This window comes from Brevundimonas sp. FV1ye7S (assembly GCF_058680995.1).
Genome location: NZ_CM178726.1, coordinates 581,550 through 594,369, shown reverse-complemented (window position 1 = coordinate 594,369; position 12,820 = coordinate 581,550). Strand labels below are relative to the sequence as shown.

8 protein-coding genes are annotated in these 12,820 nt (G+C 67.4%); 6 read left to right on the top strand and 2 right to left on the bottom strand.

The window, feature by feature from the left end; translation table 11 throughout:
- The first annotated feature begins 67 nt into the window (after positions 1-67).
- A complete protein-coding gene (locus tag ACW18C_RS02765; RefSeq protein ID WP_492072694.1) occupies positions 68-1,663 on the top strand; it encodes a methyl-accepting chemotaxis protein in 1,596 nt (531 codons plus the stop codon).
- Between the two features lie 30 nt (positions 1,664-1,693).
- Here the strand turns inward: ACW18C_RS02765 and ACW18C_RS02760 are convergent, their stop codons facing one another.
- A complete protein-coding gene (locus ACW18C_RS02760) occupies positions 1,694-4,330 on the bottom strand; it encodes a PAS domain-containing protein (RefSeq protein WP_492072693.1) in 2,637 nt (878 codons plus the stop codon).
- Positions 4,331-4,673: 343 nt separating this feature from the next.
- Here ACW18C_RS02760 and ACW18C_RS02755 point away from each other — a divergent pair, with 343 nt between their 5' ends.
- The 5 genes from ACW18C_RS02755 (at position 4,674) to ku (ending at position 10,239) form a co-directional block, all read left to right on the top strand.
- Positions 4,674-5,789, top strand: a complete 1,116-nt coding sequence (locus ACW18C_RS02755; RefSeq protein ID WP_492072692.1) for a glycosyltransferase family 4 protein — start codon at positions 4,674-4,676, stop codon at positions 5,787-5,789.
- 149 nt (positions 5,790-5,938) lie between these two features.
- The gene (locus ACW18C_RS02750) at positions 5,939-8,086 is read left to right on the top strand and encodes an amylo-alpha-1,6-glucosidase (RefSeq protein WP_492072690.1); all 2,148 of its coding nucleotides are present in this window, start codon (positions 5,939-5,941) and stop codon (positions 8,084-8,086) included.
- Positions 8,087-8,093: 7 nt separating this feature from the next.
- On the top strand, positions 8,094-8,921 hold the full coding sequence (locus ACW18C_RS02745) for a TIGR02587 family membrane protein (RefSeq protein ID WP_492072688.1): 828 nt from the start codon (positions 8,094-8,096) through the stop codon (positions 8,919-8,921).
- Positions 8,922-8,924: 3 nt separating this feature from the next.
- Entirely contained in the window at positions 8,925-9,296 is a 372-nt protein-coding gene (locus tag ACW18C_RS02740) for a hypothetical protein (protein ID WP_492072686.1), read from the top strand.
- Between the two features lie 85 nt (positions 9,297-9,381).
- Positions 9,382-10,239: a non-homologous end joining protein Ku gene (gene ku, locus ACW18C_RS02735; protein WP_492072685.1), complete on the top strand. Its 858-nt coding sequence runs from the start codon at positions 9,382-9,384 to the stop codon at positions 10,237-10,239.
- A 9-nt stretch (positions 10,240-10,248) separates the two neighbouring features.
- Here ku and ligD read toward each other — a convergent pair whose 3' ends face one another.
- Entirely contained in the window at positions 10,249-12,804 is a 2,556-nt protein-coding gene (gene ligD / locus ACW18C_RS02730; protein WP_492072683.1) for a DNA ligase D, read from the bottom strand.
- Positions 12,805-12,820: the final 16 nt, after the last annotated feature.

Here is a 12,820-nt window from a genome sequence, read left to right as displayed (position 1 = left end):
CCCCAACAATGTTCAACCATGGCTTAGGGTTAATGCAAGACTGTGCTCCCAGGTCTGGAGTACCAAGATGTCGGAAAATATGGATCTTCAGGAACGGCTTGCGTTCCTGAAGCTGGATGATGAGGCGCGCGCCGCTTTGGCCGACACGCGTCCGGTCGTTGAGGCCGCCCTGTCCCAGACCCTCGACGCCTTCTACGATCAGGTGCGCGCGACGCCCGATGTCGCGCATTTCTTCAACAGCGAGACCCATATCTCCGGGGCCAAGAGCGCCCAGGCCAAACACTGGTCCCTGATCGCATCGGGGGACTTCACCCCTGACTATGTCGAGGGCGTCCGACGAATCGGCCGGACCCACGCCCGGATCGGCCTGGAGCCGCGCTGGTACATCGGCGGCTACGCCCTGGTGCTGGAGGGGCTGATCAAGGCCATCGTCAAGGCGGATGCCGGAAAGCGCAGCCTGTTCGGCCGCAAGGACAAAGGCGACGCCCTGGGCGCCGCCCTGGCCAGCGTGGTCAAGGCGGCCCTGCTGGACATGGATTTCGTCATCTCGCTTTACCTCGAGGCCGCCGAGGACGGACGGCGGGAGGCGGACGAGAAACGCGCCCTGGCCGAGGCCGAACAGACCCGGGTCGTTCAGGCCACCGCCGAGGCCCTGACCGCCCTGGCCGAGGGGGATCTGACGACCCGCATCCATGCGGATTTCCCCGGCAGCTACGCCCGGCTGAAGGCCGACTTCAATACGGCCATGACGCAACTGGACGCAGCCATGGCGGAGATTTCCGGCAATACCGAAGCCATGCAGGCCGGCGCCGGAGAGATCAGCGAGGCCGCCGACGACCTGTCTCGCCGCACCGAGCAGCAGGCGGCCACTCTGGAAGAAACCGCGGCCGCCCTGGATCAGATAACCGCCACGGTGAAGAAGACCGCCGAGGGCGCGACCCAGGCGGCGACCGTCGTCGAGACCTCGCGGGTCGCCGCGGAAAAGTCGAAGGACATCGTCGAACGCGCCGTCAAAGCCATGAGCGCGATCGAAACCTCCGCCGAAAAGATCAGCCTGATCATCGGCGTGATCGACGAGATCGCCTTCCAGACCAATCTTCTGGCCCTGAACGCCGGCGTCGAGGCCGCCCGCGCCGGGGAGGCCGGTCGCGGCTTTGCGGTCGTCGCTTCGGAAGTGCGCGCCCTGGCCCAGCGTTCTGCGGACGCGGCCAAGGAGATCAAGTCCCTGATCACCGCCTCCTCGGTCCAGGTGAAGTCCGGGGTCGATCTGGTCGGCGAGACGGGCGACGCCCTGTCTTCCATCGTCAGCCGCGTGATGGAGATCGACCAACTGATGGTCGAGATCACAGCCTCCACCCAGGAGCAATCGACCGCCCTTCACCAGGTCAATACGGCGGTGAATCAGATGGACCAGGTCACGCAACAGAACGCGGCCATGGTCGAGGAGTCGACGGCCGCCAGCCACAATCTGACCCAGGAAGGGCAAAGGCTGGCGTCTCTGGTCACCCGGTTCCGGGTCACGCAGGACGGCGGCCGGAGAACGGAGCAGACGGAAAGCCGGGTGGAACGTCCCGCACCCCGCGCCCCGGCACGCGCCTTCCGTCAGGTCGGTTCAGCCGCCCTGGCGACTTCGGCCCCGGCGAACGAATGGGAAGAATTCTGACGCAAGGGACCATGCCGCGTCCCGCGCGGGTCAGTCCTCCGAGAGGATCGTCTCCACGCGCTGCGCCAGTTGCTTCAGTTCGAACGGCTTGGTCAGGATCCGCATGCCGGCCTCCAGATCGCCTCCGCTGAGGACCGACGTCTCGGCATAGCCGGTGATGAACAACACCTTGAGCCCCGGCTGCCGCGCCCGCGCGGCGTCCGCGAGCTGGCGGCCGTTCATCCCGCCCGGCAAGCCGACGTCGGTGATCAGGAGATCGATCACCCGCCCCGAACCCAGGACCGCCAGTCCCGCCCGCGCGTCCTCGGCTTCGATGAAGTCATAGCCGAGTTCGGACAGGCCTTCCGACACCAGCATGCGGATCGTGGCCTCGTCATCGACGATCAGCACGGTGTAGCGCCGTCGCGGCGCGCCCGACGGCGCGGGTTCGTCGACGGTCTGACCGAGTTCGACCTGGCCGTGGTGGCGCGGCAGATACAGGCCGATGGCGGCGCCCTGCCCCGGCGCGGACCGAATCCGGACCTGGCCGCCGGACTGCTGGACGAAGCCATAGATCATCGACAGCCCCAGGCCCGTGCCCTGACCGATCGGCTTGGTGGTGAAGAAGGGATCGAAGGCCCGGGCGATGACCTCCTCGTTCATGCCGACGCCGGTATCGGTGACGCTGAGGCGGACATAGTCTCCGCTGGGCAGGCCGAAGTCCCCCGCCTCCTCGCGATCCAGCACGACATTGTCCGTCTCTATGGTCAGCCGCCCTCCGTCGGGCATGGCGTCGCGGGCGTTGATGCACAGGTTGAGAAGCGCATTCTCCAGCTGTCCCGGATCGACCAGCACCGGCCATGTCACGGCCTCATATCGGGTTTCCAGCCGAATGGCCGGGCCCATGGTCTGTCGGATCAGATCCTCCATGCCGCGCGCCAGGGTCTCGACGTCCGTGGCCTTGGGCTCCAGCGTCTGACGCCGTGAAAAGGCCAGGAGGCGATGGGTCAGGGCTGTCGCCCGCTGGGCGGCCGCCTGGGCCGCCGCGATGAACCGTCCTACCTCGGAGGCGCGCCCCTCGGCCAGACGCTTGGCCACGATCTCCAGACTGCCGCTGACGCCGGTCAGCAGGTTGTTGAAGTCGTGGGCTATGCCGCCGGTCAGCTGGCCGACGGCCTCCATTTTCTGCGACTGGCGAAGCGCGGCCTCGCTGGCCATCAGTTCGGCGGTGCGCTGCTCCACCGTCCGCTCCAGCGACGCCGCAAGACTGGCGAGATGCCGCTCGGCCCGACGACGCTCCCGCGCCGCCAGGGTGCGTTCGCCGACGTCCCGGAGGAACCGGATCTCGTCCTCCTGCCAGGCGCGCACGGAGGCGTGGTTCAGATAGGCCAGGGCGACCATCCCCCCCTGTTCCGTCAGGGGCATGTTGATAACGGCGCGGGCGGCGAGGGTTTCCAGCACGGCCGCAGTCTCGCGTGTGCGCGGATCCTCGCGCGCGTCGGCGAAGGCGACGGTGTCGCCGCGCTTCAGATCCTCGACGTAGGAACCATAGTCCCGGAAGCTCAGGACGCCCGCGATGGTCTCGACGCCCGGCGCGTTCCAGTCGCGGCTTATGGTGATGGTTTCCCCGTCCTGGTCCACAATGCCGAAGCCGGCGCGGCTGACCTCGAGGGTCCGCCCCAGGATTTCGGCGGCGGCATAGGTGATGTCCTCGGGATCCTCGAGATCGCGCAGGACGTCCGACAGCTCCACCATCGCCGAACTCAGGCGTTCGGACCGCACCCGATCGGTGATGTCGGTCGTGACCCCCGAGATGCGCAGCGGAGCGCCCTCGGCGTCCGACACCAGTATCCCCCGGGCCTCCATCCAGCGCACGCCGCCCAAGGGCGTGATGACGCGGTGGGTGATATGATAGTCCGCGCCGTCCTGGATCGTCGCATCGCTCTGCGCGCGCACCGCCTCCCGGTCGTCGGGATGGATCATCTTCTGGCGGTCTTCGTAGGTGAAGGGCGTCTCGACAGGCCAGCCCATCAGGGTCTTGTAGGCGTCGGAGGCCATCAGGGTCCGGGTTCGGACATCGACGCTCCAGGCCCCCAGCCCGCCGGCCCGCATGGCCAGATCCAGTTCGCGATCCCGCTCATGATCCACGCGCTCGCGCGCATCCAGTTCGGCCTTCAGCGCAGCCTTGTCCGTCTGAAGTCCTGCGAGCCGCTCGCGCTCGATCGTGACATCGACCTGGCTGGCGAAGAAATAGGCCAGCACGCCGTTCCCGTCGAACACCGGCGCCATCAGCAGGCGGTTCCAGAACGGCGCGCCGTCCTTGCGGTGATTGCGGATGTCGATCTCGATCGGCCGGACCGCATCGACGGCGGCGCGAATGCGGCTGACCGCTTCGGGATCGGTCTCCGGCCCCTGCAGGAAGCGGCAGTTGCGTCCGAGGATTTCCTCGCGGGCGTAGCCGGTCAGCCGGCAGAAGGCCTCGTTCGCAAACACGACCGGATTGTCGGGCCGGCGCGGATTGGTGATGACCATGGGCATGCGGGTCGCGCGGACCGCATTGACGAAGGGATCGGTGCTGTCGTCGAGCCCCAGGACCTCCGCCTCGATCCGCTCGGCGTCCAGGCTGACCCGATCAGGGCCCCGATCAGGGCGATGCGCGCCGTCGGATCCTGATCCAGTCAATCGCATACCTTTCCTGCCTCCCGACCTTGGGGGCGGCGTAATCAACACGCGAGCCGCTTTACGGTTCATCGCCGAGGGGGACGCTTCGCAGAGCCGCCGCCAGCGACACGAAAGGCCGTCGCGCCCCCGCTATAAAGGCGCGCTGCCGGTGACGAAACCCGCAGATGGGGATTGGATCTGGATGGCCGCGCGGACAGGCGGCGCAACTGAGCGAATTCGTACATAACCAGGCCCGCCTCCTGATCATAAGCCACCGGAACCTCTGAAGAATTTCCATCCAGGAAAGGAACTGGAACCTTCTCGGAACATTGATGTGTTCGGCCCGGCTGAACGGGTCGGAGCAAACATCATGAAGATCGCGCAGGTCACCCCGCTTTACGAGGCCGTTCCTCCGAAGCTCTACGGCGGAACCGAGCGCGTCGTGGCGCATCTGACCGACGCCCTTGTGGACCTGGGCCACGACGTCACCCTGTTCGCCAGCGCCGACGCCCAGACCAAGGCGCGACTGGTGCCGGTGCGCGACCAGGCCATCCGCCTGGACCCCGCGCCCCTGAAATCCGACCTCGCCGCCCACCTGTCCATGCTGGGCGAAGTGCTGGACCGGGTGGACGAGTTCGACGTCATCCACTTCCACACCGACATGATCCATTTTCCGCTGTTCCGGCCCTATGCAGACAAGACCGTGACCACCCTGCACGGGCGTCTGGACATGAAGGATCTGCCCGGCGTCTATGCGCGGTGGAGCGAGTTCGGCCTGATTTCGATATCGGACGACCAGCGCAAACCGCTCCAGTTCGCCAACTGGACGGCCACGGTCCACCACGGCATGCCGGGTGAGCAGTATCTGTTCTCGCCGAAGTCCGAGGGCTATCTGGCCTTCCTGGGCCGCATCTCGCCCGAGAAGCGGCCGGACCGCGCCATCGAGATCGCGACCCGACTGGGCAAGCGCCTGAAGATGGCCGCCAAGGTGGACGCCGCGGACAAGCGGTACTGGGAAGAGACCATCCGCCCGCTGATCGAGGGCAATCCCCTGATCGAATTCATCGGCGAGATCGGCGACCATCAGAAGTCCGCCTTCCTGGGCGGAGCCGACGCCCTGCTGTTCCCCATCGACTGGCCCGAACCCTTCGGCCTGGTGATGATCGAGGCCATGGCCTGCGGCACGCCCGTCGTCGCCTTCCGCTGCGGCTCGACGCCCGAGATCATCGAGGACGGGGCGACCGGCTTCCTGGTGGACACCCTGGAACAGGCCGTCTCAGCCGCCGGCCGGGCGCATCTGCTGGACCGCGAAACCGTGCGGGCGCGGTTCGACCTGCGCTTCTCGGCCACGGCAATGGCGCGCCGCTATCTGGACGTCTACGGCGACCTTCTGGCGCGCCGTCCCTTCGCCGAGGCCGCCTCCAACGACGCGATGAAGCCGCTGCGGCCGCTTGGAGAAGATCGCAGTTTCGCCGCCCTCGCCTGAAAGCGCTCCACTGATTTCCGAGGAAACAGGGCGGCGGAGGTGAACCCTCCGCCGTCTGCGCCATTTGATCCTGCAAGCGGCTCCTCAAGGCCGCATTCGGGCAGGATAGGTTCGGGACAAGCCTCACGAACGGACGGGGAAGAGACTGTATGGACGACGCCTACACCACCCAGCTGACGGCGGGCGATTCCGTCGAGGCTTCCGGTCTCGAACAGTTGATGGCGCTCAAGGAAGGTGACACCTTCCTGGTCGCCGACGGGTGGGGCGACATGAGGGGCGGAGCCGACGGCCTGTTCGCAGGAGACACCCGCGTCCTGTCGCGCTGGACCATGACGGTCGGGCTGCTGAAGCCGTCGCGACTGTCTTCCGGCGTCAGTCAGGACAATGTCTTCTTCTCCTGCCACACCACCAACCGCCCCCTGCCCCCGATGGGCGGGCGTTCGGCGCCGGCCGGGGTGCTGCACATCGAACGGCGCCGCTTCCTGTGGGGGCGGCGAATGTTCGAACGCATCCGGATGGTCAATCACGGGATCGAAGACATCCTGCTGCCGCTGGCCTTCGACTTCGGCGCGGATTTCCACGACATCTTCCAGGTGCGCGGCACGCACCGGGCCAAACGCGGGACCGTCCACACCCCGACCACCGACGGCCGTCGCGTAACCTTCCGCTATGTCGGCCTGGACAAGGTCGAACGCTCCAGCTGCCTGGCCTTTTCCGAGCCGCCGGCCCGCCTGACTCACCAGCGCGCCGAGTTCATGTTCAGCCTGCCCAAGGGGCGGTCCATGGACCTGTTCATCGAGTGCGGCGTCGATTCCTGCGAGACCCCGGACGCGCGGCGCTGGCGCGAGAACGCCGTCCAGGCCCGTCTGGCCATGCGCGCCAAACGTCGGCGCGGCGCCTCGGTGCGGGGGCCGCGCAGCCCGCGGTTCAATGACTGGCTGGACCAGTCGCGCGCGGACATGGCCCTGTTGACCACCGACCTGCCGACCGGCCCCTATCCCTATGCCGGCACGCCCTGGTTCTCGACCCCGTTCGGTCGCGACGGCATCATCGCCGCCTGGCAGATGTTGTGGCTGGACCCGTCCCTGGCCAAGGGGGTGCTGACCTATCTGGCCTCGCGCCAGGCGACCGAGACCTCGCTGTTCCAGGACAGCCAGCCCGGCAAGATCATGCACGAGACGCGCGGTGGCGAGATGAGCGCCCTGCACGAGGTGCCGTTCGGCCTCTATTACGGCGGCGTCGATACGACCTGCCTGTTCATCGCCCTGGCCGGCGCCTACGCCAGCCGCACCGGCGACCTGGATCTGATCCGCGCGCTGTGGCCGAACCTGATCGCCGCCGCCGACTGGATGCGCGACTATGGCGACAGCAATGACGACGGGCTGATCGACTATCAGCGCGGGGCCGAGACCGGCCTGTCGAACCAGGGCTGGAAGGATTCCGAGGACGCCATCTTCCACGCCGACGGCCGTTTCCCCAAGGGCCCCATCGCCCTGCTGGAGGTCCAGGGTTACGCCTTCGCCGCCTGGCGCGCCCTGGGCGATCTGGGCGAACGGCTAGGCGACGATCGCGCCCCCGAATGGCGTGACCGGGCCGAACAGGTCCGCGCCCTGGTCGAGGACAAGTACTGGATGGAGGACGAGGGCTTCTACGCCGTCGCCCTGGACGGCGACGGGGAACAGTGCCGCGCCATCGCCTCGAACGCCGGGCATCTGCTGTTCACCGGCCTGCCGTCGGTCGAGCGGGCGCGACGGGTGACGAAACGCCTGTTGTCGACCGAGTTCCGCACCGGCTGGGGCATCCGCACCCTGGAGCTGGGCCAGGCCCGGTTCAATCCGATGAGCTATCACAACGGTTCGGTCTGGCCGCACGACACCGCCATGGCCGCCGCCGGCATGGCCAATTACGGAGAGCGCGAGGCGGTCGCCCAGATCCTGGCCGAAATCTACGCCGCCGCCGCCCATTTCCATCTGCGCCTGCCGGAACTGTTCTGCGGCTTCCCGCGTGAGCCGGGCGAACCGCCCATCGCCTATCCGGTGGCCTGTCTGCCCCAGGCCTGGGCGGCGGGATCGGTCTTCCTGATGCTTCAGGCCTCGCTGGGTCTGTCCATCGACGCCTGGACCGGAACCATAGACATTGCGGACCCCTTCCTGCCCACGGGGCTTGAACGGTTGAAGATCACCGGGTTGAAGGTCGGCGACGCCCTGGTCGATCTTTCGATCCGGCATATCGACGGCCGCGCCGTGGTCATCCCCAACCACCGCCAGGGCAGGCTCGCCGTCCGGACCCTGCGTTGACCGTCCGATGATCCTCGCCGCCCTCATCAATCCCGGTCTCGAGCGCCACTACCTCCGGGACCTCGGACGGGCGTTCGCCGGGGCCCTCGTGTTCAGCATTCCCCTGCTGATGACGATGGAGATGTGGGAGGCGGGGACAGCGATGGACCGGTGGCGACTGCTGCTGTTCGTCGGCGCCGGACTGCCGCTGCTTTACGGCCTGGCCCACTACGCCGGTTTTTCAGACCGGCGGGGGCTGCGCAACGACCTGCTGGACACGGCCGTCGCCCTGGCGGTTGGTTTCATCACCGCCTCGGTGCTTTTGATCCTGTTCGGCGTGGCGGACTGGAACGCATCGCCGCGCGAAGCCCTGGGCATGGTCACGCTCCAGGCCCTGCCGGGCGCCATGGGCGCCCTCCTGGCCCGCAAGCAACTCAGTGGCGACGGAAAGGGCGATACGAAGGAGGCGCAGGCCTCCTATGTCGGCGAACTGTTCCTGATGGCGGCAGGGGCCTTGTTCTTCGCCCTCAATGTCGCGCCGACCGAAGAGATGATCCTGATCGCCTACAAGACCACCACCGTCCATGCGCTGGGCCTGATCGCCCTGTCCGTCCTGCTGCTGCACCTGATCGTCTTCAAGGCCGGTTTCGCGGGACAGGAAGAAGCGGATCGCCCCGTCGAGGCCTTCCTGTATTTCACCCTGCCCGGCTACGCGGTCGCCCTGGGGGTCAGTCTGTTTGTCCTGTTCGTCTTTGGCCGAACGGACGGACACGCGCTCGGCGGCGTTCTGCACATCATGATCGTCCTGGGCTTTCCAGCCTCCATCGGCGCGGCTGCGGCCCGCCTGTTGGTCTGAGCCATGAACGCGAATTCGACCCACCCGAAGCGACCCGTGTTGCAGTGGGGCATGGCCGCCCTGGGCGGAGCCGTGACGGTTGCGGCCATCAGCATCATGGTCTGGGAGGGTTTGCAGCCCAGCGCGCCGCCCATGCTCAGGGCTCGCATCGTCGAGATCGAGGCCACGGCGGCGGGCCATGTCGCCATGGTCCAGGTGACGAACGACGGAGACGAGACCGCCGCAGCCGTGAAAATCGAGGCGGTGCTGGGCGATCAGACCGCCACGGCGACGTTGGACTATGTGCCCGGCCACGGCGAGGCCAAGGCCTATTTTCGTTTCGACGCGAACCCCCGCACGGCCGTCGTCAGGGTCCAGGGCTGGTCCGCCCCCTAGCAAGATCGCGTCCGGGCCGCCCTGGCCGGGAAACTGTAGCGACCGTGCGGCGTTAGGCCCAACGAAACGACACAGGGAGACGACCATGGCCGCACGCCCCACCTGGCAGGGACATCTGAAACTGTCGCTGGTGACCTGCCCGGTCGCCCTCTACACCGCCACCTCGTCCAGCGCCCATGTCAGTTTCCACCTGATCAATCCGGACACCAACAACCGCATCCGCATGGTCGCCACCGACCCGGACACCGGCCCCATCGAACGCTCGGACCTGGTCAAGGGCTATGAGGTGTCCAAGGACGAATATGTCCTGTTCGACGACGCCGACTTCGACAAGGTCAAGCTGGAGACGACCCGGACCATCTGCATCGACAGCTTCGTGGACGAGGACGAGATCGATCGTCTGTACTGGGATGATCCCTTCTATGTGGTCCCCGAGAAGGGCGTCGGGGCCGAGGCCTTCGCCGTCATCCGCAACGCCATGAAGGCCGCCGGCAAGATCGCCATCGGAACCCTGGTTCTGCGGGGTCGTGAGCGCCAGCTGGCGCTGGAGGTGCGGGGCAAGGGGCTGGTGGCCTATTCGCTGCGGGCGCATGACGAGGTGCGCGACGCCGACGACTATTTCGACGACATCCCGGCGGTGAAGCCCGACAAGGACATGGTCGATATCGCCAGCCGGATCATCGCCCAGAAACAGACCGACTTCGATCCGACCACCTTCAAGGACCGCTACGACGACGCCCTGCGCGAGATGATCCAGGCCAAGCAGAAGGGCGGCAAGGACGTGATCGAGGCGCCCGAACCCGACGACACCAATGTGATCGATCTGATGGAGGCCCTGCGCAACAGCCTGAAGGGCGCGGCGGGCGGGACCAAGCCGGCGGCGAAGAAGACCGCCAAGGCGCCGGCGAAGAAGAAGCCGGCCTCGCGCAAGAAGGCCGCCTGACGGGGCCGCCTACAGCCCCATCGCCTTCAGCACCGGGCGCAGGCTGACCTCGCCGGCGCGGAAATCCTTCCACGGGTCGGGCTTCTTCAGCAGGGCGGGCGCGTCGTGCAAAGTGAAGGCCTTGCGGTCCAGCCCCGCCCGGACCTGGCCCCAGGACAGGGGAAAGGCGATCCCCGCGCCGGGCCGGGCGCGCACGGACCAGGGGGCCACCGCCGTGGCCATGCGGCCGTTGCGCAGATAGTCGATGAAGATCTTCCCGCCCCGCGCCTTCTTGGCCAGGGTGGTGGTGAACCGGTCGGGCTCGGCGCGGCGCACCTCTTCCGCGATCGCCTTGGCGAAGGCCTTGCACTGGTCCCATTCGATGCGGCTGCGGCCGTCGGAACGGATCGGCACGACGACATGCAGCCCCTTGCCCCCCGTCGTCTTGACGAAGGGATGCAGGCCCCGTTTTTCCAGCTGTGCCTTGACGGTCTTGGCCGCTGCGATGACGGCCGCGAAATCCAGACCCTCGTCGGGATCGAGGTCGAAGGTGACCTGCTCCGGCGTCTCGGGATCGCCCGGTCGACAGCCCCAGGGGTGCAGTTCCAGTCCCCCCGACTGGGCCACGGCGACCAGGCCGCCGACATCGGTCACGGCCACATAGGGATGGCGCGCCTTCACATCGATCAGCTTGAGGCGCGGATTGGACCCCGCCATCGCGTGGCGCTGAAAGAAGGTCTCGCCGCCGATGCCGTCCGGAGCGCGGATGATCGAGACGGGGCGGTCGGCGATATGGGGCAATATCCGCTCGGCCGCCGCCTCGTAATAGCGCGCCAGATCCGCCTTGGTGATGGCGGGGCGACCCTCGTGCGCCGGCCACAGGATCTTGTCGGGATGGGACAGGGTGACGCCAGCGACGACCACCTTGCCCGACGCGCTGCCTGAGCCGGTCGTCTTGCGAGCGGCGGGCTTGGCGGGCACAGGCGCTTGCGGATCGTCCGTGACATCACGCGCCGACTTGTCCTCGCGCAGCCCCTTGAAGGCCGCGTGGCGCAACGAACCGCCCTCCGTCATCCCGCCGTGTTCCAGCTCGGCGACCAGAACGGGCTTGACCCAGTGGATCTCCTTGCCGCCGCGCGGCGCCCCCTTGCCGATGAAGGGAGAGGCGTCGGCCGCCGCATCCTTCAGGGCCGGCAGCAGGGTCTTCAGCAAGGGGGCGGCGTAGCCCGTGCCGACCCGGCCGAGGTAGCGCAGCCCGTCGTCCTCGGCCACGCCGACCAACAGCGAGCGGAACCGCGTCCCGCCTTCGGACGACCAGCCGCCGATCACCACCTCGTCGCGGCCCCGGCATTTGGACTTGACCCAGGTTGAGGACCGACCGGCCCGATAGGGGGCGTCCAGCTTCTTGGAGATCACGCCTTCCAGGTCCATGCGACAGGCGCTGTCCAGCACCGCCTGGCCGGTCGAGGCGAAGTGATCGACATAGCGCAGCCGTTTGCGCGCCTTGGCCGGAACGCGGTCGATGTGAGCCTGAAGCCGCGCCTTGCGGTGCGACAGGGGCAAGTCCCGCAGATCGTCCTCACCCTCGCGCAGCAGGTCGAAGGCGAAATAGACCAGGTCGGCGGTCTTGCCGTCCGATATGGCCGCCTGAAGGGCGGAGAAGTCGGGGGTGTGATCCTCTCTCATGGCGCACAGTTCACCGTCAATCACCCCGTCGGGCCAGGTCGCCGCATCCGCCGCCAGTTCCGGAAAACGGTCGGTCCAGTCATGGCCGCGACGGGTGTAGAGCCGCGCCTCCCCGCCCCCGGTCGCCACCTGGATGCGGTAGCCGTCGAACTTGATCTCATGCACCCAGCCGGCGCCGCTCGGCGGATGGTCGGCGACCTTGCACAGCTGGATCGGGATGAAGGCCGAGGGTTTGTCCAGGGTCGCCTCGCCGGGTTTGGCCTTGGGCTTGGCCGGTCCCTTGCGCGCGACGGGACGAGAGGCGGTCCATTCCTTCTTCCCCTCGGATATCTCCGCCAGGCTGCGGCCCGTGGCGATGGAGGCGTCGATCTCCATATTGGCGTCGCCCTCGCCCGGCACGGCCGCCTCGTCCTTCTCCTTGATCAACAGCCAGTTGTTGCGTTTGGACGGCTTGCCGCGATCCGACTTCAGCCGCACCAGGGCCCAGCCGCCCCTCAGCCGTTCGCCGTGCAGGGTCATCTTCAGCGAGCCGCGCTTCAGCGCCGCCTCGACATCCGGCTCCTGCGGCTCCCATTCGCCGCGATCCCACAGCTGCACCGTGCCCGCGCCATAGTTGCCGGACGGAATGGTCCCCTCGAAGCTTCCATAGTCGAGCGGGTGATCCTCGACCTCGACCGCCAGGCGCTTGACGGCCGGATCGCGCGAGGGGGCCTTTGTCACGGCCCACGACTTCAGCACTCCGTCATGCTCGATGCGGAAGTCGTAGTGCAGCCGTGTCGCGGCGTGCCGCTGGATCAGATAGGTCAGCCGGCCCTTGCGCGCCGCCGTGGCGGCGCCCGCAGGTTCCGGCGTGCGGGTGAAGTCCCGCTTGGCCTTATAGGTCTCCAGTCCGTTCGCCATGCCGCCCTCGTTCGAC

Excerpts from the sequence above, each read along its gene's own strand:
- ACW18C_RS02765 (WP_492072694.1), top strand. The coding sequence starts at position 68 with ATGTCGGAAAATATGGATCTTCAGGAACGGCTTGCGTTCCTGAAGCTG.
- ACW18C_RS02760 (WP_492072693.1), bottom strand. The coding sequence starts at position 4,330 with ATGCGATTGACTGGATCAGGATCCGACGGCGCGCATCGCCCTGATCGG.
- ACW18C_RS02755 (WP_492072692.1), top strand. The coding sequence starts at position 4,674 with ATGAAGATCGCGCAGGTCACCCCGCTTTACGAGGCCGTTCCTCCGAAG.
- ACW18C_RS02750 (WP_492072690.1), top strand. The coding sequence starts at position 5,939 with ATGGACGACGCCTACACCACCCAGCTGACGGCGGGCGATTCCGTCGAG.
- ACW18C_RS02745 (WP_492072688.1), top strand. The coding sequence starts at position 8,094 with ATGATCCTCGCCGCCCTCATCAATCCCGGTCTCGAGCGCCACTACCTC.
- ACW18C_RS02740 (WP_492072686.1), top strand. The coding sequence starts at position 8,925 with ATGAACGCGAATTCGACCCACCCGAAGCGACCCGTGTTGCAGTGGGGC.
- ku (WP_492072685.1), top strand. The coding sequence starts at position 9,382 with ATGGCCGCACGCCCCACCTGGCAGGGACATCTGAAACTGTCGCTGGTG.
- ligD (WP_492072683.1), bottom strand. The coding sequence starts at position 12,804 with ATGGCGAACGGACTGGAGACCTATAAGGCCAAGCGGGACTTCACCCGC.